The organism is Streptomyces sp. NPDC050658 (assembly GCF_044457025.1).
In the GTDB taxonomy this organism is placed as follows: Bacteria; Actinomycetota; Actinomycetes; order Streptomycetales; family Streptomycetaceae; genus Streptomyces.
The window spans coordinates 144,304-166,886 of record NZ_JBITGM010000016.1 but is presented as its reverse complement, the minus strand read 5'-3'; the positions used below and the strand labels follow the sequence as shown (position 1 = coordinate 166,886).

The window sequence follows — 22,583 nt, the reverse complement described above, 5'->3', positions numbered from 1 at the left end:
CCCTTCCTGTGCCCGGGCGGTGGGTTCGGGGTGAAGTCGCCGCCACCCCAGAGGACTCCGGTCAGCGGCGGTCACCTCGTGGCCAGGCCCCCGCAGGCGAGGTCGCGCTACTCCGGAGGATCTTCCTCCGGACCGCTTCCGTTCTTCTTCGCGTGCGTCCGCAGGCGCGACGTCACATCGTCCGGGGGCAGGAACTTGGACCAGCGTTCGGGGAACTCGGACGGCATGTCCGGGTCGTCGGGGTCGTGCGCCGCCTCCCTCGCGGCCGCCGCGCGGGCCACCACCTCCGCCGCCCGCGCCTCACGGATCCGATCGTTCGCGGCCCGCGCCGCCGCCGTGGCGACGGACGGCCACACCCGGTCGATCGCCGCGTTCACGGCGGCCCCGACCAGAACCGCGAACGCCGATACGCCGATCCACAGCAGCACCGCCACCGGCGCCGCCAAGGAGCCGTAGATCGTGGGGCCTTCGACCGTGCTGGTCAGGTAGATGCGCAGGAGGAAGCTGCCGAGGACCCACATGCCGAGGGCGATCAGCGCACCCGGCATGTCCTCCACCCACGGCGAACGCACCGGCACCGACACGTGGTACAGGGTCGTCAGGAACACGATGGAGAGGAGGGTCACCACCGGCCAGTAGAGGACCTGCACCACCGTCGTGGAGCCCGGCACCAGCTGGACCACCGCATCAGGCCCCGCCACCATCAACGGCAGCGCCACAGACCCGATCAGCAGCGCCACGATGAACAGGCCGAAGGCGAGCAGACGCGTCTTCACGATGCCGCGCGCCCCGTCGAGCCCGTACATGACGGTGATCGTGTCGATGAAGACGTTCACGGCGCGCGAGCCCGACCAGAGGGCGAAGAGGAAACCGATGGAGATGACGTCGGGTCGGCCGACCCGCATGACGTCCTCCAGTATCGGCTGCGCGATCTGCGTGACGCCCTTGTCGGACAGCACGGTGCGCGACGCCTCAAGGATGTTGTTCTCGACACTGGCGATCGTGTTCGCGCCCGTCCACCGGTCCACGTACGCGAGCAGACCGATCAGACTCAGCAGCAGCGGCGGCACGGAGAGCAGCGTGAAGAAGGCCGCCTCGGCCGCCAGCCCCAGGATCCGGTATTCCACACAAGAGTTGACCGTGTCTTTGAGCAGCAGCCAGGCGGTCCTGCGCTTGGAGACGTTGCTGTAGAGAGCGCGGGCCCGGTTCCAGCGGCCGGCCGGCCTCCCGGGTGTTTCTTTTGCCTGGTGCACCTCCTTACCGTAGCGGCATGGCAGCCACCACCCACACAGTGACCAACCAGGCTCCGCCCCTGGTGGGATATGACGTCTTTACGTCCGACCGGGCGCTTGTCGAGGGGGTCGAACGCCATCTCGATCCCGCCCTTCTCGGGACAGCGCGCAAACAACTCTCCGAACTCGGACGCACGGCGGGCTCGGCCCAGGCGCGCGAATGGGGGTTTCTCGCGAATGAGAATCCGCCCGTTCTGCACACCCATGACCGTTACGGTCATCGCGTCGACGAAGTCGCCTTTCATCCCGCCTGGCACCGGCTGCTCGGAAAGGCCGTCGCGTCGGGGCTGACGGCGGCCTGGTCGCGGCCGGGCGGTCATCTGCGGCGGGCGGCCGGGTTCCTGGTGTGGTCGCAGGTGGAGGCGGGTCACGGCTGCCCCGTGTCGATGACGCACGCGGCGGTGCCCGCGCTGCGCGCCGATCCCGCGCTGGCCGCCGAGTGGGAGCCCCGGCTGACGTCCCTCGTGTACGACGCGGGGCTTCGGCCCGCTTCCCGGAAGGCCGGCGCCCTCTTCGGGATGGGCATGACGGAGAAACAGGGCGGCAGCGACGTACGGACGAATACGACGCGTGCGCGGGCCCTCGCCGAAGAAGGCACCTATGAGCTGACGGGCCACAAGTGGTTCTGTTCCGCTCCCATGTCCGACGGTTTTCTCGTGCTCGGGCAGACCGACGCCGGACTCACGTGTTTCCTCGTGCCGCGTGTGCTCGACGACGGAACGCGCAACGCATTCGCCATTCAGCGACTCAAGGACAAACTGGGCAACAGGTCGAACGCGTCGAGCGAGGTGGAGTTCGACGGGACGTGGGCGCGCCGGGTCGGCGAGGAGGGGCGCGGGGTGCGCACCATCATCGAGATGGTGGCGGCGACGCGGCTCGACTGTGTCGTCGGCTCGGCGGCGATCATGCGGCAGTCCGTCGCACAGGCGGTGCACCACGCCACGTACCGCGAGGCGTTCGGCGGCAAGCTGATCGACAAGCCGCTGATGCGCAACGTCCTGGCCGATCTGGCCCTGGAGTCGGAGGCGGCCACGACGCTCGCGCTGCGGCTCGCGGCGGCGTACGACGACGGGAGCGAGCAGGAGCGGGCGTTCCTGCGGCTCGCGGTGCCGGCCGCGAAGTACTGGGTGACCAAGCGGTGCACTCCGCACGCGGTGGAGGCCCTCGAAGTGCTCGGCGGCAATGGATACGTGGAGGAGTCGGGGATGCCGCGGCTGCTGCGCGAGTCGCCGCTCAACTCCATCTGGGAGGGCTCGGGGAACGTACAGGCGCTGGACGTGCTGCGGGCCCTGCAGCGGGAGCCACTGGCCCTGAACGCCTTTCTCCAGGAGGTCGGGCTCGCGCGGGGCGCCGATCACCGGCTCGACGGCGCGATCAAGGGGCTGCTGACCGAACTGGCCGATCTGGAGGGCATCGAGGCCCGTGCGCGGCGGCTCGTGGAGCGGCTCGCGCTGGTGCTCCAGGGTTCGCTGCTCGTGCGGTACGCACCGTCGGAGGTGGCCGACGCGTTCTGCGCCTCACGGCTCGGCGGGGACTGGGGTACGGCGTTCGGGACGCTGCCGCACACGCTGGATCTGGCGGCCGTGGTGGAGCGGGCCGCGCCGCGGGACGAGTAGTCGCATGTCACGGGGGTGGTGCTGCGCCGACACGGCACCACCCCCGCTTTCAGGCCCCGTTGAGGAGCGTGAACGCCGCGCGAACGGCGTTGGGCTCAGCTTCGACCGTCGCACGACTGTTCGCGAGGGTTGCAGAAGGTTGCAACTTCATCGGTTCATTCCCGAACTAATACCCTTGCGGGCACCGAAAGGGCACGATGGGTACGAGCCGCGACGCATTGGTCTGTTCGGGAGGGACTCAGCGATGGCCGCGACGTCGACGATCAACCTCGCGAGGATCTCCGCCATGGACGCCGCGCAGGCCGCGCGCCTCCTCGCGGGCGTCCGGCAAGCGGCGCTCTCCGGACAGCGGCCGCGGGTGATGCCGCGTCCGGTGATCGGCGAGTCCTGGGTGCGCATGCTGCACGACGGGGTGGACCCGGACCACGACTTCCGGTCCCGGCTGCTCAGCATCGAGGAGCTGGAGGAACGCCGGCAGGCCTCGCCGCTCATGGAGATCCTGCCCGTGCTCCGGGACGCCCTGGTATCGGTGGCGGACGCCGCGCACCACATCATGGTCGTCTGTGACGCGGAGGGCCGGGTGCTGTGGCGCGAGGGGAACGCCGCGGTACTGCGCAAGGCCGACTCGCTCGGCTTCGAACTGGGCGCGGACTGGGCCGAGAGCGTCGTCGGCACGAACGGCATCGGGACGCCGCTCGTGGTGCGGCGGCCCGTGCAGGTGTTCTCCGCCGAGCACTTCGTGGAGACCCACCACGCGTGGACGTGCACGGGCGCGCCCATCACCGATCCGCGCTCCGGCCGCCTCATCGGCGTCGTCGACGTCAGCGGCCCGCTCAGCACGATGCATCCGGCGACGCTGGCCCTGGTCGACTCGGTGGCCAAGCTCGCCGAGGCGCGGCTGCGGGAGACCCATCTGACGACGCTCGACCGGCTGCGGACGGTGGCGGCGCCGATCCTGGCCCGTCTCGGCGGCCGTGCCGTCGCGGTGGACCAGGACGGCTGGACGGCGGCGGTCACGGGCATGCCGCCGACGGACCGCCTCTCGCTGCCCAAGTACCTTGCCGCCGGGCACACTTGGCTGCCCTCGCTCGGTACGTGTGCGGTGGAGCCGCTGCCCGGCGGCTGGCTGGTGCGCGTCGAGGAGGAGCCGCGGCCGCTCACCGGCACGCGGGTGATCCTGGACGTGAGCGCGCCGCGCCGCTGGTCGGTGACCGTGGAGGGCGGCGGCGCGGGCGACTGGACCCATGAACTGAGCCCGCGGCACGCCGAGTTGCTCTTCCTGCTGAGCCTGGACGCCAAGGGGCGCAGCGCCTCGGACCTGGCGGACGAGATGTTCGGCGACCCCGGCCGCACGGTCACCGTCCGAGCCGAACTCTCCCGTGTGCGCCGTTACTTGGGCGGCCTGATAGCCCACCGCCCGTACCGTTTCCCCGAGGACGTGGAGGTCCGGGTGATCCTGCCCGACTGTCCGGCGAACCTGCTGCCGCACTCGACGGCACCGGCGGTACGCAGGGCGCGACGGGTTCCGGAGCCTTGAGGTGCGTCCTGCCGAACGAGGTCAGCACCACCGTCGTCGCGCAGGCCTGGCGGGACGGGGCCCGTCAGGCGCAATGGGCACGCCTGCTCAAGGGCGCCGGCACCGGCAGTGTGGGTGACGCGGTCCAGGCGAATCCCCCACATTCACCGGCATGAGCGACACCTCCCTGCCGCACTCCGGACCGGCCCGCCTTGGCCGCCGTTCCCGCCGCATGATTCGCTGGCCCGCATGAGCCTCACTGTCACCACCTGGTCCCTGGAGCAGACCGCTCCCACCGATCTGCTCCCCGCGGCCGCGCCCGAGGGCGACGACGTACGCATCGTCCGGGCCGAGATCCCCTCCCCCGAGTTCAGCCGCTTCCTGTACGCCTCCGTGGGCGGCGACATCCACTGGATCGACCGGCTGTCCCTCTCCTACGCCCAGTGGCAGGAGCAGTTGTCGAAGCCGGGCGTGGAGACGTGGGTGGCGTACGACAAGGGGACGCCTGCGGGGTACGTGGAGCTGGAGGCGCAGGCGGACGGCGTGGTCGAGATCGTGTACTTCGGTCTGATCCCCGCCTTCCGGGGGCGGCGGATCGGCGGGTATCTCCTCTCCCAGGGCGTACGCCGGGCCTGGGACCTGGCGGACCGCTGGCCGGACCTCCCGCCGACGAAGCGGGTGTGGCTGCACACGTGCTCCAAGGACGGGGAGCACGCGATGGACAACTATCTGCGGCGCGGCTTCAAGCTGTTCGACACGAAGGTGGAGCAGGAGCCGGATGTCGCTACTCCGGGGCCGTGGCCGGGGGCCGACGCAGGGCGGTGACCACCTCGTGGGCCACTTGGCGGGCGATGTCCTTGCCCTGGTCCGCTCTGCGCTTGCGGGCCAGGCCGCGGAGCAGCGCCGCGGCGCAGACGGCGGGGAGGGCTCCGGAGAGCGCGACGGCCGTAGTGGTGCCCCACCAGTCGGCCCAGGCGACGAAGGCGTAGACGGCGGTGGCGGGGAGGAAGACCAGGCTGCTGATGAGCGACAGGAGGTCCTCCGGCCCGGTGGGCACAATCACCGCGAAGGGGAGCGTCGCCAGACGGCCCTCCTCCAGGTCGGATCGCGCCCCGCTGGCCAGCAGGATGGACCAGCCGAACCCGAGCGCACCCAGGGCGACCCATCCCAGCCATGGCGGTCCCCACGGGGCGACGCTCACAGCCGCGCGCACGGCGCTGACCCCCGCCACCACCGAAGTGGCGACGAGGAGCGCAAGGGCGAGACGGTAGTGCCAGCTCTTGTTCACGTCGTAGTCGGTGTCCTGCGGAGGGTCGGCGCAGGTCTCCCATACCTGGGGACGCACGTAAAGTCGGTGCCACCGGAGGCCGAGTACCAGCAGGCGTTCTCTGACGGGGAGCCTGTCGAGCAGGTGCAGCACGCCCTCAGCCCTATGCCCCGTCCGAGCCCATGCCTGACGGCACAGTTGGTACAGGGCGCTCAGGCTCTCCTCTTCCGGGGGCGCACCCCGGACAGGCACCACCATCTCGATCACCGCCAGGCCGAGGAAATAGGCACGCGTGCGATCTCTGCGGTCCGTCGGAAAGTGCATCCGCTCCGAGACCTCGTCCAGGTGTTCCGGCACCGGCGGTTGCAGTTCACCGCCCACGGCACCGGCCGCCGCGTGCAGCAGCAGAACGGCCGCCGGCCGCGCGTCGAGCCCCGCCTCCGTCGGCAGCTCGCCCGCCTCGAAGGCATTGCCGACCAGCCTGATCACCAACCCCATCACCGGGATGATCGGGTCGTCGGCATCTTCCGCGAAGGGGAACCACACGCCCGGGTCTCCGGTCAGCGACGACTCCCTCGGGCCCGCCCAGCTCGGCTGCCGGGCCCACTCCCGCACCGCCTGCTCCACCTCCGGTTCCGCGATCAGCCCGCCGAGCAGGACAGCACATCGGCGACTCAGTGACGCGCCCACGTCGAGGGCCAGTTCAGCGATCATGACGTCCGCCAACGCCACCGCCGCCCGCCCCGTCCCGACCGCTCCGAGCAGCTCGACCGCGAGTCTGTTCCGCTCCATCGCGGCTCCCCGCAGGACGGGCACCGCGACGTCACCCATGCTCGCGAGCGCCGCACGCGCCGCCTCGTAGCGGTCGAGCAGCGCAGCGAGAAACTGAGCCGCGCCGGGGGAACCCGTCGCCGCGAGGGCCCGGATCGCCGCCCCGCGCGTGGGCCCCGGAGTCGCCGGAACACCGGCAAGCGGTTCCAGCAGCGCGAACACCGCGTCCGACATGGCAGCCGGACCGGTCGCCGCGACCCCCAGCGCCGCCTCCAAGGCCGTGCCCGACGCATCGCCCATATCGCCCGATCCGAGCCGCTCACCCGCGTCGATGACCATCTCCCGGACCAGCTCCCCCTCCACATACCGCGCCTCCGCCAAGCACTGGAACGACAGCAGCAGATCCCGCGCCCGCAGATCCCTGATCATCGGCGAGCAATCGTGCCTGGTCACCCCGCACCACAGCCGCACCGTCTCCCGCCACCGCTCCGGATCGGCGTCGTACCGGGTGAGCAGCGCGTCCCAGTCACCGGCGAGGGCCTCAGCCGCCAGGTACTCCTGGAGGGAGATGTGGGCGAACTGGTAGTAGCGGCCGTTCTCGATCCTGCTGAGCAGACCGCTCCGTACGCAGATCTCGTCGATCACGCTCCGGGCCCTGTCCGGCAGCTCGTGCTGCTTCTCCAGGGTCTGCGCGACCCAGTCCAGCAGTACCCCTCCAGGGAACTCGCGGCCCACTCCCTCGTCGGCGCCCCGGCGGCCGCCCGACTCGGCAAGGGCGTCCTGGGCCTTGAGTCCCGCATGGCACAGCACCGCCCGCTTGAGTTCGCTGCCGAACTCGCCCGGCCGGCCCCGGTCCTCCACGAAGGCGTCGGACACCTGCTGATAGAACTCCGCCCGCGTACGGGGCAGCTCCTTGTCGGTGTGCGGATAGACGTAGCTGTAGAGGTAGGCGATCGCCGTGAGGAGGAGGGGGTTGCGGGCGAGGGACATCAGGCGCGGGACCTCTGTCAGCGCTTTCAGAAGGCGGTCGACGGAGTCCGGCGGGGTGCGCGGCGGCCAGCGCCAGCCGCGCAAGAACCTGTGGATGTGGAGATCGGTGAACTCCTGGATCGCCAGCGAGCGGTCGACCGTCTCCTTCAGATGCTCCCGGTGCGCGGGGTAGACGGCCGTGCGGCAGGTGACGATCATGCCCGCCTTGGGGTAGTTCCGCCCCACGTCGTTGATCCAGCGCACGAGGTCGCGCCGGTCCGCCGCCGGGACCTCGTCGAGGCCGTCCAGGTAGAGGGTGACGCGGCCCGCGAGGAGCTGCTTCTCGATCCAGCGCTCGGGTACGTTGCGTCCCGCCGGGCTGGCGAAGTGCTGGGCGAGGAGCGCGACGACGTCGATGCCGCCGGGCTTGAGCGCGTCGGGCTTCAGCTCGTGCAATTCGAGGAGTACGGGGACACGCTCCGGGCGAGTGCCCGCACTGCTCGCCTCCGCCCACCCCAGAACCGCCCGCCTGAGGTACATGGACTTCCCCGCCCCCGGGTCCCCGCAGACGATCACCTTCTTGCCCGCGGCGAGCAGTGCGTCCACCGCCTCCCATCCGAGGACCTCGGTGCCCGCCGGTCCTCGGGACGAGATCCCTTCGGCCGCCCGCAGCGGGACGTACACGGCGGAGACCGAGATCTTCACGTCGGGGCCGGAAGGGACCGCGAAGGGAATCGGCACCTCGTGATGACGAGCGTGGAGATCGGCGGCATACCGGTCCAGGAATCGGCGCTCCCCGCCACACGCGAAGAGGAGCCTGCCCGGCACCCCCTTCAGCCAGCCCTTGAACGCGTCATTGGCCACGGCCACAATCGAGGCGCCCAGCACCGCGAGGCCGGACACCCCCCAGGCTGCCAGCCACCCCCAAGCCTGTCCCCACATAAGAGCCCCCCAAGGCCCGCTCACCTGGACAGCAGGATAGGGCGCCCCCGGCCCGAAGTGACCCAGATCACGCTGTCCCACAAAGCGAGACGAGAATGTCCAAACTACGGACACTGGTGGACTGCGTCTAAAGTCCCGTGACACGCTTCCGCCATGGATCGCACTGGAATTGCCTTGGTGAGTCGACGTCACGTCGATCTCTGCCGCATGTCCAGCGCCATGTGTCCGGCGAGCTGACAGCACCAGCACCGCCGCCCCTTTCTTACAGACGCTTCCTGATTCTCGCTGACCCATTTCTTGCGCACCGCCGCGCCCCTTGCGCGAAGTGTGCTGGTCAGAGCCGCCCACAGCCCGCCCTGAAGGACGTATCTCCATGGCTGCCACCCCTGAAAAGCCCACGACCGCCGCGCCCCGGCGCAAGGTGAGCCGTCACCGTGGTGAGGGCCAGTGGGCCGTTGGCCACTTCACTCCGCTCAACGGGAACGAACAGTTCAAGAAGGACGACGACGGTCTCAATGTGCGGACACGCATTGAGACGATCTACTCCAAGCGCGGGTTCGACTCCATCGACCCCAATGATCTTCGCGGGCGGATGCGCTGGTGGGGGCTCTACACCCAGCGCCGGCAGGGCATCGACGGCGGCAAGACCGCGATCCTGGAGCCGGAGGAGCTGGACGACGAGTACTTCATGCTCCGGGTGCGGATCGACGGCGGTCGGCTCACCACCGAGCAGCTGCGGGTCATCGGCGAGATCTCGCAGGAGTTCGCGCGCGGCACCGCCGACCTCACCGACCGGCAGAACGTGCAGTACCACTGGATCCGGATCGAGGACGTTCCCGAGATCTGGGAGCGGCTCGAAGCCGTGGGGCTGTCCACCACCGAGGCCTGCGGTGACACGCCCCGCGTCATCCTCGGCTCGCCCGTCGCCGGTATCGCCGAGAACGAGATCATCGACGGCTCCCCCGCCATCGACGAGATCCAGCGCCGCTTCATCGGCAACCCCGACTTCTCGAACCTGCCCCGCAAGTTCAAGAGCGCCGTCTCCGGGTCGCCCCAGCTCGACGTGGCTCATGAGATCAATGACGTCGCTTTCGTCGGCGTCAATCACCCCGAGCACGGGCCCGGCTTCGACCTCTGGGTCGGCGGCGGGCTCTCCACCAACCCGAAGCTGGGCGTGCGGCTCGGCGCCTGGGTGCCGCTGGACGAGGTGCCGGACGTGTACGGCGGTGTCATCGGCATCTTCCGTGACTACGGCTACCGGCGGCTGCGCAACCGCGCGCGCCTGAAGTTCCTCGTCGCCGACTGGGGGCCGGAGAAGTTCCGGCAGATCCTGGAGGACGAGTACCTGAAGCGGAAGCTCGTCGACGGGCCCGCGCCCGAGCAGCCCGCCGGCACCTGGCGCGACCACCTCGGCGTCCACAAGCAGAAGGACGGCCGCTTCTACGTCGGTTTCGCACCCCGCGTCGGGCGCGTGGACGGCACCACCCTCACCAAGATCGCCGAGGTTGCGGCCGCGCACGGTTCGGGGCGCCTTCGCACCACCGCCGAGCAGAAGATGATCGTGCTCGACGTGGAGGAGGCGCAGGTCGAGTCGCTCGTCGCCGGGCTGGAAGCGCTCGATCTCAAGGTCAGCCCCTCGCCCTTCCGGCGCGGCACCATGGCCTGCACCGGCATCGAGTTCTGCAAGCTGGCGATCGTCGAGACCAAGGCGCGCGGCGCCTCGCTCATCGACGAACTGGAGCGCCGCATCCCGGAGTTCGACGAGCCCATCACCATCAACATCAACGGCTGCCCGAACGCCTGCGCCCGGATCCAGGTCGCCGACATCGGGCTCAAGGGCCAGTTGGTCCTTGATGACGAGGGGAATCAGGTCGAGGGGTTCCAGGTGCACCTTGGTGGCGCGCTGGGGCTCGACGCCGGGTTCGGACGCAAGGTGCGCGGCCTGAAGGTCACATCGGCCGAGCTGCCCGACTACGTCGAGCGGGTCCTCAAGCGCTTCCAGGAGGAGCGTACGGACGGCGAGCGGTTCGCCACCTGGGTCACCCGCGCCAGCGAGGAGGCTCTCTCATGAGTGAGCGTGCCGCCCCCTTTCACTGCCCCTACTGCGGCGACGAGGACCTGCGTCCGAACGAGACCGGTCACGGCGCGTGGGAATGCGCGGCGTGCAACCGGGCCTTCCAGTTGAAGTTCCTCGGGCTGCTCGCCCAGGGAGTTCAGCGCAACAGCGGTGGAGGGGAAGAGATATGACGACCGTTCAGGCTCAAGAGACGCGTACGAACGACGAGTTGAAGGCGCTTGCCGAGCAGGCGGGGCGGGATCTCGAAGACGCGTCCGCGTCGGAGATCCTGCGGTGGGCCGCCGACACCTTCGGCCCGCGCTTCTGCGTGACCTCCTCGATGGAGGACGCCGTCGTCGCCCACCTCGCCTCGCGCGCCCGCCCCGGCGTGGACGTGGTGTTCCTCGACACCGGCTACCACTTCCCCGAGACCATCGGCACCCGCGACGCCGTCGAGGCCGTGATGGACGTCAACGTCATCACGCTCACGCCCCGGCAGACCGTCGCCGAGCAGGACGCCGAGTTCGGCCCGAAGCTGCACGACCGCGACCCCGACCTGTGCTGCGCCATGCGGAAGGTCAAGCCCCTTGAGGAGGGCCTGACCTCGTACGCCGCGTGGGCGACGGGGCTGCGCCGCGACGAGTCCCCGACGCGGGCGAACACCCCGGTCGTCGGCTGGGACGAGAAGCGGCAGAAGGTCAAGGTCTCGCCGATCGCCCGCTGGACGCAGGACGACGTGGACGCCTACGTCGCCGAGCACGGCGTACTCACCAACCCGCTCCTCATGGACGGCTACGGCTCCGTGGGCTGCGCGCCCTGCACCCGTCGCCTGCTGGAGGGCGAGGACGCGCGTGCGGGACGCTGGTCGGGCAACGCCAAAACCGAGTGCGGGATCCACTGATGACGGCCACCCAGACACACACCCAGGAGAACCACGTGACCACCGGAGCCACCATCTGGCTCACCGGTCTGCCCAGCGCGGGCAAGACCACCATCGCCTACGAACTCGCCGGGAAACTGGGCGAGGACGGCCACCGGGTCGAGGTGCTCGACGGCGACGAGATCCGCGAGTTCCTCTCGGCGGGCCTCGGCTTCAGCCGCGAGGACCGGCACACCAACGTGCAGCGGATCGGCTTCGTCGCCGAACTGCTCGCCCGTAACGGGGTGAAGGTCCTGGTGCCGGTGATCGCGCCGTTCGCCGACAGCCGCGAGGCGGTGCGGGGGCGCCACCAGAAGGGCGGTACGCCGTACCTGGAGGTCCATGTGGCCACGCCCGTCGAGGTCTGCTCCGTACGCGACGTGAAGGGTCTGTACGCCAAGCAGGCGGCGGGCGAGATCTCCGGTCTTACCGGGGTCGACGACCCGTACGAGGAGCCCGAGTCGCCCGATCTGCGCATCGAGTCCCAGGACCAGACCGTGCAGGAGTCCGCGGCGGCCGTGCGCGCGCTGCTCATCGAAAGGGGTGTCCTGTGAGCGACGCATGCGCGGCCGCCCAGCCGCAGACAACGACGATGCCCGCACCTCTGCGCCGTGCAGGCGGAGAAGCGAACGAAAGGGGTGCAGCATGACCACCACCGTGGCCACCGTCACCGAGGACACCGACAGCCCCTACGCGCTGTCGCACCTGGACGCCCTGGAGTCCGAGGCCGTCCACATCTTCCGCGAGGTGGCGGGTGAGTTCGAGCGGCCGGTGATTCTGTTCTCCGGCGGCAAGGACTCCATCGTCATGCTGCACCTGGCGCTGAAGGCGTTCGCCCCGGCCGCCGTGCCCTTCTCGCTGCTCCACGTCGACACCGGACACAACTTCCCCGAGGTCATCGAGTACCGCGACCGCGTGGTCGCCGAGCACGGGCTGCGCCTTCACGTCGCCTCCGTGCAGGACTACATCGACGCCGGGAAGCTGCGCGAGCGGCCCGACGGGACCCGCAACCCCCTCCAGACCGTGCCGCTGACCGAGAAGATCCAGAGCGAGAAGTTCGACGCGGTCTTCGGCGGAGGGCGCCGTGACGAGGAGAAGGCACGCGCCAAGGAGCGGGTGTTCAGCCTCCGGGACGAGTTCTCGCAGTGGGACCCGCGCCGCCAGCGCCCCGAGCTGTGGCAGCTCTACAACGGCCGGCACGCCCCCGGCGAGCACGTCCGCGTCTTCCCGCTGTCCAACTGGACCGAGCTGGACGTCTGGCAGTACATCGCCCGCGAGGGCATCGAGCTGCCGGAGATCTACTTCGCGCACGAGCGTGACGTGTTCAAGCGCTCCGGCATGTGGCTGACCGCCGGCGAGTGGGGCGGCCCCAAGGACGACGAGACGGTGGAGAAGCGGCTCATCCGCTACCGCACCGTCGGCGACATGTCCTGCACCGGAGCCGTCGACTCGGACGCGACGACGCTGGACGCCGTCATCGCCGAGATCGCCGCGTCCCGTCTCACCGAGCGCGGCGCGACGCGGGCCGACGACAAGCTCTCCGAGGCCGCGATGGAAGACCGTAAGCGCGAGGGGTACTTCTAACCATGACCAGCACCACCGAACCCGACAAGGCGCAGCCGCTCTCCACGGAGCAGCTGTCCGCCACCACCCTGCTGCGCTTCGCCACCGCCGGGTCCGTCGACGACGGCAAGTCCACCCTCGTGGGCCGCCTGCTTCACGACTCCAAGTCGGTCCTCACCGACCAGCTGGAGGCCGTGGAGCGCGTCTCCGCGAGCCGTGGCGCCGAGGCCCCCGACCTGGCGCTGCTCACCGACGGTCTGCGGGCCGAGCGCGAGCAGGGCATCACGATCGACGTGGCGTACCGCTACTTCGCCACCGCGCGGCGCCGGTTCATCCTGGCCGACACTCCGGGGCATGTGCAGTACACCCGCAACATGGTCACCGGCGCCTCCACCGCCGACCTGGCCGTGGTCCTGGTCGACGCGCGCAACGGCGTCATCGAGCAGACCCGCAGGCACGCCGCCGTCGCGGCGCTCCTCCGCGTCCCGCACGTCGTCCTCGCCGTGAACAAGATGGACCTCGTCGCGTACGACGAGACCGTCTTCGCGAAGATCGCCGAGGAGTTCACCGCGTACGCCGTCGGGCTCGGCGTCCCGGAGATCACCGCGATCCCGATCTCCGCGCTCGCCGGGGACAATGTCGTCGAGCCGTCCTCCAACATGGACTGGTACGGCGGCCCCACCGTCCTGGAGCACCTGGAGACGGTCCCGGTCAGCCACGACCTGACCTCCTGCCACGCGCGCCTCCCCGTCCAGTACGTGATCCGCCCGCAGACCGCCGAGCACCCGGACTACCGGGGTTACGCGGGTCAGATCGCGGCCGGCACGTTCCGGGTCGGCGAGTCCGTGACAGTGCTGCCGTCCGGGCGTACGTCGAAGGTCGCCGGGATCGACCTGCTGGGCAAGGCGGTCGACGTGGCGTGGACGCCGCAGTCCGTCACGCTGCTTCTTGAGGACGACATCGACATCTCGCGCGGCGACCTGATCGTGCCGAGCGGCGACCAGCCCTCGACCACGCAGGACATCGAGGCGACTGTCTGTCACGTGGCGGACCAGCCGCTCGCCGTCGGCCAGCGGGTGCTGCTCAAGCACACCACCCGTACGGTCAAGGCGATCGTCAAGGAGATCCCCTCGCGGCTCACCCTCGACGACCTCTCGCAGCACCCGGCACCCGGACAGCTCGTCGCCAACGACATCGGCCGGGTCCTGGTGCGCACGGCGGAGCCGATCGCGCTCGACTCGTACGCCGACTCGCGCCGCACCGGTTCCTTCCTCCTGATCGACCCGGCGGACGGCACGACGCTCGCGGCGGGCATGGCGGGCGACGCGTTCGCCACCGGCGGCGAGGCGGCCGACGAGGCCAAGTCGGCTGCGGACGACGAGGGCTGGGACTTCTAGTCATGACCCCCATCGACTATTTCTCGACCTTCGCGAAGGAGGGCGGCCGCATCGGCAGCGGCGCCCTCGGCAGCGGGACCGGCGGTGTCGGGCGATGTGCGTAGAGACGTACGCGCACTGCCTGCGCGCCCTCACCCCCCGCGAGTTCCACCCGCGAAGACGAAAACCTGCCGATCTCCCGGCCACGACCTGAAAGACGGCGTGACCGCCGGGCCAACGAGAGGAACCCCTCCCGTGCCTGCCAGCTTCCGCGCACCACGCACCACCGGCGGCCGCCGCGCCCTCGCCGCCGTCGCCGCCCTGCCGCTGCTCGCCGTGGTGCTCACGTCCTGCGGATACGGCTCCGAGGCCTCGGACAAGAACGACAAGGCCGACATCGCCGCCGGTGCGAAGAAGATCGAGGGCCTCGACGAGGTCAAGATCGGGTACTTCCCGAACCTCACGCACGCCACCGCCCTCGTCGGCGACCAGGAGGGCCTGTTCCAGAAGGAACTGGGCGCCACCAAGGCGACGTACACGCAGTTCAACGCGGGGCCCTCGGAGATCGAGGCGCTGAACTCGAAGTCGATCGACATCGGCTGGATCGGCCCGTCGCCCGCCATCAACGGCTACACCAAGTCCCAGGGCAAGAACCTGCGCATCATCGGCGGCTCGGCGTCCGGCGGCGTGAAGCTCGTGGTGAACCCCAAGAAGATCAAGTCCCTGGACGACGTCAAGGGCAAGAAGATCGCGACGCCGCAGCTCGGCAACACGCAGGACGTGGCCTTCCTCAACTGGATCAAGGAGAAGGGCTGGCAGGTCGACGCGGAGAGCGGCAAGGGCGATGTGTCGGTGGTCCGTACCGACAACAAGATCACCCCGGACGCCTACAGGTCGGGCTCCATCGACGGCGCCTGGGTCCCGGAGCCGACCGCGTCGAAGCTGGTCGCCGAGGGCGGCAAGGTGATCCTCGACGAGGCCGACCTGTGGCCCGACAAGAAGTTCGTGATCACGAACATCATCGTGTCGCAGGACTTCCTCAAGGAGCACCCGAAGGTCGTCGAGGCCGTGCTGCGCGGTTCCGTGAAGACCAACCAGTGGATCAAGGACAACCCGGAGAAGGCGAAGGCCTCCGCCAACGCCGCCCTCAAGGAGGCCTCCGGCAAGGCGCTGCCCGCCGAGGTCATCGACCCGGCGTGGAAGTCGATCCAGACCACGGACGACCCGCTCGCCGCGACGCTCGACAGCGAGGCCGACCACGCGGTCAAGGCAGGCCTTCTCGATGAGCCCGACCTCAAGGGCATCTACGACCTCGGGCCGCTGAACAAGGTCCTCAAGGCGGCCGGCAGGCCCGCCGTCGACGACGCCGGTCTCGGCGTCAAGTAACCCCGGAATCCGACCAGTTCCCAGGAGGTGACGACCATGGCAACCGCAACCACCACCCTCGCCAAGGCGGCGGACAGCACGGAGACCGGCGCGTACGCAGCCCGGATCGAGCACGTCTCGAAGTCCTTCGGCACGCCCGCCGGACAGCAGCTCGTCCTGGACGACATCACGCTCGATGTCGCTCCGGGCGAGTTCGTCACCCTCCTGGGAGCCTCGGGCTGCGGAAAGTCGACGCTGCTCAACCTGGTGGCAGGGCTCGACAAGCCGTCCGCGGGCGACATCGCCACGGACGGCCGTCCGGCCCTGATGTTCCAGGAGCACGCCCTCTTCCCGTGGCTGACCGCGGGCAAGAACATCGAGCTGGCCCTGAAGCTGCGCGGCGTCGCCAAGGCGGAGCGGCGCGAACGCGCCGAGGAGCTGCTCGAACTCGTACGGCTGAAGGGCTCGCACGGCAAGCGGGTGCACGAACTGTCCGGCGGCATGCGGCAGCGCGTGGCGCTGGCCCGCGCGCTCGCGCAGGACAGCAATCTGCTCCTGATGGACGAGCCGTTCGCCGCGCTCGACGCCATCACGCGTGACGTGCTGCACGACGAGCTGACCCGCATCTGGCGCGAGACGAACGTCTCCGTCCTCTTCGTCACGCACAACGTGCGCGAGGCGGTCCGCCTCGCCGAGCGCGTCGTGCTCCTCTCGTCGCGTCCCGGCCGGGTGGCGCACGAGTGGCGGGTCGACATCCCGCACCCGCGCCGCATCGAGGACACCGCCGTGGCGGAACTGTCCGTCGAGATCACCGAACAACTGCGTGGGGAGATCCGCCGTCATGGCAAGGACTGACACCTCGGCCGGCCCAGTCGACAAGGCCGAGCGGGACAGCAGCCAGGACCTGGCCGGTCTGGAGGCGGGCCTCGACGCCCTGGAGACGGTCCACACGGGCCGTACGCCGTTCCGCAAGACCCTCGTGCAGAAGGTGCTTCCGCCGGTCACCGCCATCGTGCTGGTCCTGGTGGTGTGGCAGATCCTGGTGTGGGCGAAGGTCACCGACTCCTACAAGCTGCCCTCGCCCTCCGCGGTCGGACAGGAGGTCAAGGACGCCTGGCTGCAGGGGACGCTCCTGGACTACATCTGGACGTCCGTCTCGCGCGGTCTGCTCGGCTTCCTGCTCGCGCTCGTGATCGGTACGCCGCTGGGCCTGATCGTCGCGCGCATCCGCTTCGTGCGGGCGGCGATCGGCCCGATCCTGTCGGGTCTGCAGTCGCTGCCGTCGGTGGCGTGGGTGCCGCCGGCCGTGATCTGGCTGGGTCTCAACGACCAGATGATGTACGCGGTGATCCTGCTCGGCGCGGTGCCCTCGATCGCCAACGGTCTGGTCGCGGGCGTCGACCAGGTGCCGCCGCTGTTCCTGCGGGCGGGCCGCACGCTGGGCGCCACGGGCCTGCGGCACACCTGGCACATCGTGATGCCGGCCGCGCTGCCCGGCTATCTGGCGGGTCTGAAGCAGGGCTGGGCGTTCTCGTGGCGCTCGCTGATGGCCGCCGAGATCATCGCGCAGTCCCCGGACCTCGGCATGGGGCTCGGCCAGCTCCTGGAGGCGGGCCGCACCAACAGCAGCATGTCCCAGGTGTTCCTGGCGATCCTGCTGATCCTCGTCGTCGGCATCGCCATCGACCTGCTCATCTTCAGCCCCCTTGAGCGGCGCGTCCTGCGCGGCCGCGGGCTGCTCGTGAAGAGCTGATCGCCATGTCCGCACCCGTCCTTCTCGTCATCGCCCACGGCAGCCGCGACCCGCGGCACGCCGCGACGGTGCGTGCGCTGGTGCGACGGGTGCGGGCGCAGCGGCCGGGGCTGCGGGTGGAGACGGGCTTCCTGGACTTCAACTCGCCGTCGGTTCCCGAGGTGTTGGAGTCCCTGGACGCCGAGGGCGTACGCGACGTCATAGCGCTGCCGCTGCTCCTGACGCGGGCCTTCCACGCGAAGTCGGACATCCCGGCGGTGCTCGACCAGGCCCCGTCCCGGCTGCGCATCCGGCAGGCCGAGGTGCTCGGCCCCTCGCCGCTGCTGCTCACCGCCCTGGAACGGCGGTTGTACGAGGCGGGCCTGGCGCCCGCCGACAAGTCCTCGACCGGGGTCGTGCTGGCCTCGGCGGGGTCATCTGACCCGGAGGCGATCGCAGTGATCGCTGAAATCGCGCGGGAGTGGCGGCACACCGGTTGGTGCGCCGTGCGGCCTGCGTTCGCCTCCGCATCCCTTCCCCGCACGGAGGACGCCGTGCGGGAGCTGCGCGCCCTCGGGGTGCGCCGGGTGGCAGTCGCGCCCTATGTGATCGCGCCAGGTTTCCTGCCGGACCGGATCGCGCGGGGCGCCGCCGACGCGGACGTACTGGCCCCGGTTCTCGGGCCCGCGCCCGAGGTGGCGCGGCTGCTGCTGCGGCGCTACGACGAGTCATGTGCGGCCGGACTTCTGGCGCGGGTCCCCGCGCTGGCCTAGCTTGTGGGTCCATGACCCTCACCAGATCCCGCACGCTCTGGCTGCGGACCGAGCCCCTGCACGCCGTGATCTATTTCGAGGAGCGCTGCCGCACGCTCGGCAGGGCCCTCGGCCTCAAGGGCTTCTGGATGGGCTATTTCGCCGCCCGGACGGCCCCGATGGGCACCGTCGAGCCGGGTGCGGCCGCTGCCGCGCTCGGCGTCTTCGCCCCCGGCATGGTGGCCCGCGCGCTGCCCTCGGCCTGGCAGTACGTCTCACCGGGCCGGGTCGTCGAGGAGCGCGCGGCGTACACGGCGGGGGCGCTGCGTGCCCTCGTCCCGGACATCGAGGACCGCGCGGCCGAGCTGTGCCCGCCGCTCGCGGCGATGGTCGAGGACGCCCCGTCACCGGCCCGGCCCCTCTTCACGGCGAACCGTGACGTGAGCGAGCGTGCCGATCCGGTGCAGCGGCTGTGGCAACTGGTCACCTGCGTACGGGAGTTCCGGGGTGACGCGCATGTCGCCGCGCTCGCCGACCACGGCCTTGACGCCTGCGAGGCGCTGGTGCTCGCCGGGGCCACCGAGCGGGTGGACGCGGGCACGATCCGGCAGGACCGGGGCTGGAGCGAGGAGGAGTGGGAGCGGGCGGTGGACCGGCTGCGCGGCCGGGGTTTCCTCGACGGGAGCGGCCACATCACCGAACACGGCCGCACCGAACGGGAGTTGGTCGAGGACGCCACGGACCGCCTGTCGGCACGGCTGCTGCGCCCGCTCGACGCGCGGGCGGCGGACCGGCTCCTGGCCGCCCTCGACCATCCCGCACGGCAGATCCTCGCCGCGGACATGCTGCCCTTCCCGAACCCGATCGGTCTTCCGCGCCCGGCGGGGTGAACTGCCCGCCGGTGACGGGGCGGTGACGCGGGCGAGGCAGGGCGGGGCGGACGAATCGCCCAAGAAGGCCGCGAGCGCGCAAGAGGGCCGCGGCGGGCGGCTAGTCCGTCCCGGCCCGGTAGCGCGCCTCCCCCGAATTCCCTTGCCCACCCGCCACTTCAGCCCCTACCGTCACCCCGATGACCCCCGTACTGCGCACCGCGCGCCTGCGCCTGTCCCCCTATGTAGCCGCCGACGAGGGGCAGTTCGTGGCGCTCCTCCAGGACGAGGCCGTGGGCCGCTGGTTCGGGGACGGGATGCAGAGCGCGGAGCAGACGCACGCGCTGTTCCGGCGGATCTTCTCTCTCGTGTACGCGGAGAACCACTTCCCGATCTGGGCGGTGCGGCACGAGGGGCGCTATGTCGGCCACGCCGAGGTCAAGCCCTCGCCCGAGAGCTGGCTCGACGGCCATGAGATCGTCTACGGGCTTTCGCGGGACAGCTGGGGACTCGGCCTCGGCACGGAGCTGGCCGGACTGCTCACGTCGTACGGCCATGACACCCTCTCCCTGGCCGAGGTGCACGCCACCGTGGACGCGCAGAACACCGCCTCGCTCGCCGTGCTCAAGCGGCTCGGCTACACGCAGGGCCGCGCGGTCCCGGAGGACAACGGCCGCACGACACTCCTGATGACCTCCCGCGTCCCGGCCCCGCCGAGGGACGTCAGCTGAAGTCGAGGCCGCCGGTGCGGGTGCGCTTCAGCTCGAAGAGGTCCGGGCATCCGGCGAGCACCCGGAAGCTGTCGAAGAGCCGCACCGCCTCCTCGCCGCGCGGGATGGCCCGCAGGACGGGGCCGAACCAGACGGTGCCGTCGACGTGGATCGTGGGCGTGCCGACATAGCCGTCCGCCTCCGGGTCCTTGCCCGCGTCGTGGCTGCGGCGCAGGACGGTGTCGTACGCGGAGTCGCGGGCGGCGGCCGCAAGGCCGGAGGGCAGCCTCGCCTCGGCCAAGGAGTCGACGACGACCTGGTCGAAGTCCTCGTGCCTCTTCTCGTGGATACGGACGCCGTAGGCGGTGTAGAGGTCCCGCAGGACGCCCTCGCCGTGCCGCTCGGCCGCGGCGGCGGCGACCCGTGCCGGGCCGATCGACTTGTCGACCAACTCCCGGTACCAGTCGGGCAGTTCGTTGCCCTCGTTGTGGAAGTAGAGGCTCATCGCGTGGAACCGGAGGTCGAGCTCGCGGGCGCGCTCGACCTCCAGGATCCAGCGGGAGGTGATCCAGGCGAAGGGACAGGCGGGGTCGAACCAGAAGTCGATGCGGGTCGTCATGCCGCCGACGGTACTGGCCCAGTGGCACACGATCGTGGGCCATTTCCCCGTCGGCCCGCTGGGCCACTTCCGGGCTTACGGGGCGACGCCAGCCGCTTACGGGGCGACGCCCGCCGCCCGCTCCGCGTGCCGCTCCACCAGCTCGATCAGCTCGGCCACCGGCATCGATCCGGCCTCCCTGCGCTCGCGCGCGAAGGCGTTCGCGGTGGCCTGCAGCGCGTCGTTCACCGGTGTCGGTACACCGTGCAGCCGGCCCAGGAGTGCGATCTCGCCGTTGAGGTAGTCCGCCTCGATGGTGCCCGTGCCGCGGCTCAGGCTCTGCCAGGACGAGCCGCCGCCGCGTTCCGATCCGTCGAAGGGCTCGAAGTGGATCCGGTCGCCCCGGAACTCCTTCTGCTCCTGTTCGCCGACCGCCTCGATACCGGCCGCGGCGAGCACCGCCTCGCCCTCGGCGCGGGCCCGCCGGAAGAGCGCGAGGGCCTCGTCGCTCGTGACCAGGCCCGTGACGGCCTCGATGGAGTTGGCCAGGTTCGAGAGGAGCTTGCCGTACTTCCACCGCATCGCGTCCGGCACGACCGGCGCGATGATCTTCGACTTCTCCAGGTCCGCGGCGATCAGCCGGGCCGTTTCGTCGGTGCCCGTGGGGTAGCGGCCGATGTGCAGGATGCCCGTGTAAGGGGCACCGGCGGCGGCGACCGCGCCCGGTTCGACATGGGTCGCGGGCAGCCAGACGCACACCGCGTACACCCGCCGGAAGCGGCGCAGCGCGATGCGCTCGCTCTCCACGCCGTTCTGCGCGCAGACCAGCGGGAGCACCTCGGCCGCCGTGCCGCCGCCCGTCACCGGCAGGGCGCCCCAGGCTTCGACGACGGCCTCGCAGTCCTGTGTCTTCACGGCGAGGAAGAGCACGTCGTCCGCCCTCAACTCGCCTAGTTCCGCCGGGTTCCGGAAGACGGGAAGCCGGTGGGCGCGTGTCCCGTCCGGCGTCCTGACCCGCAGTCCGCCCTCCCGTATCGCCTCGTGGTGCGCGCCCCGCGCGACGAGGACCACCTCATGTCCGGCCTCGGCGAGCCGTCCGCCCACCGTGCCGCCGATCGCTCCTGCCCCAATGATGATGTAGCGCATGCGGTCGAGCCTCGCACACCGGATCCCGCAGGTCACGAGGCCATCGGTAAAGATCAGCGCCGCGTCGGCAAAGATCAGGCCGCGTCTTCGGGCTCCGCGCCGAACGGGGTGCCCTGGTGGAACCAGAGCAGCCACTGGCCGCCGCTCAGCCGCCACAGCGAACTGCGGTGCGCCAGGCGGCCATTGCTCTCGGTGTCGAAGGTGAGGTGCACCAGGTCGTCCGCCAGCTGTACGCCGCGCATGCGCGAGGCCATCACCGGGCGCGCGGCCTGTTCGCCGGCCGCGGTCAGCGCCGCGATGATCGACGCGCGGTCCCAGCGGGTGCCGGAGGAGCCGAATTCGGTGAACTCGGGGTGCAGCAGCGCCCCGAGGAGTTCGGGGGACGTGCGCACCTCGGGGGCGAGCAGCCGCAGTTCGGCCTCGATGGCCGCGTCCACGGCGGGTGTGTGGTCAGCCACGGTGCGGCTCCTCGGTCAGCTCGGCCAGCTTGCGGACGGTGTTCCAGTTGCGGCTGGTGGCGATGACGCCCTTGAACAGGGCGGGCCGCGACAGGACCTCGCCGAGCTTGGAGCGGCCGAGGCCGTCGGGGGCGTACAGATAGAGCGCGCGGTCGCCGAGCCGGAACTCCTCCGGCAGGAAGGCCGCCGCGTCGATGCCGTCGAGGCGGGCGGCGTCGACCGGCCCGGAGAAGTACGTGACGTGCAGTTGCTTGCCCTCCAGCGTGTCCGCGGGGAACGGGCAGGCGTCGGCCACGGCCCGCAGATAGGGGCCGCCGCGCACCACGACGTCCACGGGAAAGCCGAAGTGCCCCTCGATCACCCCGCCGATCCGCGCCGCGAGCGCGTCCTCGTCGCCCGCGTCGCTGGTGAAGACCGCGTTGCCGCTCTGCAGATAGGTGCGTACGTCGCCGAGGCCGAGCCCGGCGAGCAGCGTACGCAACTCCCCCATCGGCACCTTCTTCTTGCCGCCCACGTTGATGCCGCGGAGGAGCGCCGCGTACGCCTTGACCGTCATCCGCACACCATAAGACGGCCGCCGCGCCCCGTGGGGGTGGGCGCGACGGCCGCCGGTTCACTGGGTGTTGCCCGGGGTCCCGGGGCAACGGGTCGGGCGTATGCCCTGCG

Annotated in this window: 22 protein-coding genes; 16 read left to right on the top strand and 6 right to left on the bottom strand. The window is 70.6% G+C overall.

Going from position 1 to position 22,583, the window contains the following annotated elements; all coding sequences use genetic code 11:
* Positions 1 to 107: 107 nt before the first annotated feature.
* Entirely contained in the window at positions 108 to 1,253 is a 1,146-nt protein-coding gene (locus ACIBKX_RS38310; protein ID WP_363272159.1) for a YihY/virulence factor BrkB family protein, read from the bottom strand.
* Positions 1,254 to 1,270: 17 nt separating this feature from the next.
* Between ACIBKX_RS38310 and ACIBKX_RS38305 the strand changes: the two genes are divergently transcribed.
* The 3 genes from ACIBKX_RS38305 to ACIBKX_RS38295 all read left to right on the top strand — a co-directional run bounded on the left by ACIBKX_RS38305 (position 1,271) and on the right by ACIBKX_RS38295 (position 5,249).
* The gene (locus ACIBKX_RS38305) at positions 1,271 to 2,908 is read left to right on the top strand and encodes an acyl-CoA dehydrogenase family protein (RefSeq protein ID WP_363272160.1); all 1,638 of its coding nucleotides are present in this window, start codon (positions 1,271 to 1,273) and stop codon (positions 2,906 to 2,908) included.
* Positions 2,909 to 3,152: 244 nt separating this feature from the next.
* Positions 3,153 to 4,445, top strand: coding sequence for a GAF domain-containing protein (locus ACIBKX_RS38300; protein WP_363272161.1), 1,293 nt, complete (start codon positions 3,153 to 3,155; stop codon positions 4,443 to 4,445).
* 228 nt (positions 4,446 to 4,673) lie between these two features.
* The gene (locus tag ACIBKX_RS38295) at positions 4,674 to 5,249 is read left to right on the top strand and encodes a GNAT family N-acetyltransferase (protein WP_363272162.1); all 576 of its coding nucleotides are present in this window, start codon (positions 4,674 to 4,676) and stop codon (positions 5,247 to 5,249) included.
* On the opposite strand, the gene ACIBKX_RS38290 is transcribed toward ACIBKX_RS38295, so the two are convergent.
* Positions 5,209 to 8,295, bottom strand: a complete 3,087-nt coding sequence (locus tag ACIBKX_RS38290) for an NACHT domain-containing protein (RefSeq protein ID WP_363272163.1) — start codon at positions 8,293 to 8,295, stop codon at positions 5,209 to 5,211. The two genes, ACIBKX_RS38295 and ACIBKX_RS38290, sit on opposite strands and share 41 nt — an antisense overlap.
* Positions 8,296 to 8,526: 231 nt before the next feature.
* Between ACIBKX_RS38290 and ACIBKX_RS38285 the strand changes: the two genes are divergently transcribed.
* The 13 genes from ACIBKX_RS38285 to ACIBKX_RS38225 all read left to right on the top strand — a co-directional run bounded on the left by ACIBKX_RS38285 (position 8,527) and on the right by ACIBKX_RS38225 (position 19,736).
* Entirely contained in the window at positions 8,527 to 8,610 is an 84-nt protein-coding gene (locus ACIBKX_RS38285) for a putative leader peptide (RefSeq protein WP_323178717.1), read from the top strand.
* A gap of 136 nt (positions 8,611 to 8,746) precedes the next feature.
* Positions 8,747 to 10,444, top strand: a complete 1,698-nt coding sequence (locus ACIBKX_RS38280; protein ID WP_363272164.1) for a nitrite/sulfite reductase — start codon at positions 8,747 to 8,749, stop codon at positions 10,442 to 10,444.
* Positions 10,441 to 10,620 carry a hypothetical protein gene (locus ACIBKX_RS38275; RefSeq protein WP_344518628.1) on the top strand — a complete coding sequence of 60 codons (180 nt, stop codon included), beginning with the start codon at positions 10,441 to 10,443 and terminating at the stop codon, positions 10,618 to 10,620. Before ACIBKX_RS38280 ends, ACIBKX_RS38275 begins: the two co-directional genes overlap by 4 nt.
* Positions 10,617 to 11,330, top strand: a complete 714-nt coding sequence (locus tag ACIBKX_RS38270) for a phosphoadenylyl-sulfate reductase (RefSeq protein ID WP_363272165.1) — start codon at positions 10,617 to 10,619, stop codon at positions 11,328 to 11,330. The genes ACIBKX_RS38275 and ACIBKX_RS38270 overlap by 4 nt, the downstream gene beginning before the upstream one ends.
* Positions 11,330 to 11,902 carry an adenylyl-sulfate kinase gene (gene cysC, locus ACIBKX_RS38265; RefSeq protein WP_363272166.1) on the top strand — a complete coding sequence of 191 codons (573 nt, stop codon included), beginning with the start codon at positions 11,330 to 11,332 and terminating at the stop codon, positions 11,900 to 11,902. Before ACIBKX_RS38270 ends, cysC begins: the two co-directional genes overlap by 1 nt.
* 91 nt (positions 11,903 to 11,993) lie before the next feature.
* A complete protein-coding gene (gene cysD, locus ACIBKX_RS38260; RefSeq protein ID WP_363272167.1) occupies positions 11,994 to 12,932 on the top strand; it encodes a sulfate adenylyltransferase subunit CysD in 939 nt (312 codons plus the stop codon).
* Positions 12,933 to 12,934: 2 nt separating this feature from the next.
* On the top strand, positions 12,935 to 14,308 hold the full coding sequence (locus tag ACIBKX_RS38255) for a GTP-binding protein (RefSeq protein WP_363272168.1): 1,374 nt from the start codon (positions 12,935 to 12,937) through the stop codon (positions 14,306 to 14,308).
* Positions 14,309 to 14,542: 234 nt separating this feature from the next.
* On the top strand, positions 14,543 to 15,673 hold the full coding sequence (locus ACIBKX_RS38250; RefSeq protein ID WP_363272169.1) for an aliphatic sulfonate ABC transporter substrate-binding protein: 1,131 nt from the start codon (positions 14,543 to 14,545) through the stop codon (positions 15,671 to 15,673).
* A gap of 36 nt (positions 15,674 to 15,709) precedes the next feature.
* Positions 15,710 to 16,507, top strand: a complete 798-nt coding sequence (locus ACIBKX_RS38245; RefSeq protein ID WP_363272170.1) for an ABC transporter ATP-binding protein — start codon at positions 15,710 to 15,712, stop codon at positions 16,505 to 16,507.
* A complete protein-coding gene (locus ACIBKX_RS38240) occupies positions 16,494 to 17,405 on the top strand; it encodes an ABC transporter permease (RefSeq protein ID WP_363272171.1) in 912 nt (303 codons plus the stop codon). Before ACIBKX_RS38245 ends, ACIBKX_RS38240 begins: the two co-directional genes overlap by 14 nt.
* Positions 17,406 to 17,410: 5 nt before the next feature.
* The gene (locus tag ACIBKX_RS38235) at positions 17,411 to 18,157 is read left to right on the top strand and encodes a sirohydrochlorin chelatase (RefSeq protein ID WP_363272172.1); all 747 of its coding nucleotides are present in this window, start codon (positions 17,411 to 17,413) and stop codon (positions 18,155 to 18,157) included.
* Positions 18,158 to 18,168: 11 nt separating this feature from the next.
* A complete protein-coding gene (locus ACIBKX_RS38230) occupies positions 18,169 to 19,026 on the top strand; it encodes a hypothetical protein (RefSeq protein ID WP_363272173.1) in 858 nt (285 codons plus the stop codon).
* Between the two features lie 179 nt (positions 19,027 to 19,205).
* Positions 19,206 to 19,736 (top strand): GNAT family N-acetyltransferase, encoded by a 531-nt coding sequence (locus ACIBKX_RS38225; RefSeq protein ID WP_363272174.1) that lies wholly within the window; start codon positions 19,206 to 19,208, stop codon positions 19,734 to 19,736.
* On the opposite strand, the gene ACIBKX_RS38220 is transcribed toward ACIBKX_RS38225, so the two are convergent.
* The 4 genes from ACIBKX_RS38220 to ACIBKX_RS38205 all read right to left on the bottom strand — a co-directional run bounded on the left by ACIBKX_RS38220 (position 19,729) and on the right by ACIBKX_RS38205 (position 22,473).
* A complete protein-coding gene (locus ACIBKX_RS38220; protein ID WP_363272175.1) occupies positions 19,729 to 20,334 on the bottom strand; it encodes a DsbA family protein in 606 nt (201 codons plus the stop codon). The genes ACIBKX_RS38225 and ACIBKX_RS38220 overlap by 8 nt on opposite strands.
* A gap of 96 nt (positions 20,335 to 20,430) precedes the next feature.
* Positions 20,431 to 21,459, bottom strand: a complete 1,029-nt coding sequence (locus ACIBKX_RS38215) for a 2-dehydropantoate 2-reductase N-terminal domain-containing protein (RefSeq protein WP_363272176.1) — start codon at positions 21,457 to 21,459, stop codon at positions 20,431 to 20,433.
* Between the two features lie 74 nt (positions 21,460 to 21,533).
* Complete coding sequence (locus ACIBKX_RS38210; protein WP_363272177.1) at positions 21,534 to 21,917, bottom strand: nuclear transport factor 2 family protein; 384 nt, start codon at positions 21,915 to 21,917, stop codon at positions 21,534 to 21,536.
* Positions 21,910 to 22,473: a DUF1697 domain-containing protein gene (locus ACIBKX_RS38205; protein WP_363272178.1), complete on the bottom strand. Its 564-nt coding sequence runs from the start codon at positions 22,471 to 22,473 to the stop codon at positions 21,910 to 21,912. The genes ACIBKX_RS38210 and ACIBKX_RS38205 overlap by 8 nt, the downstream gene beginning before the upstream one ends.
* Positions 22,474 to 22,583: the final 110 nt, after the last annotated feature.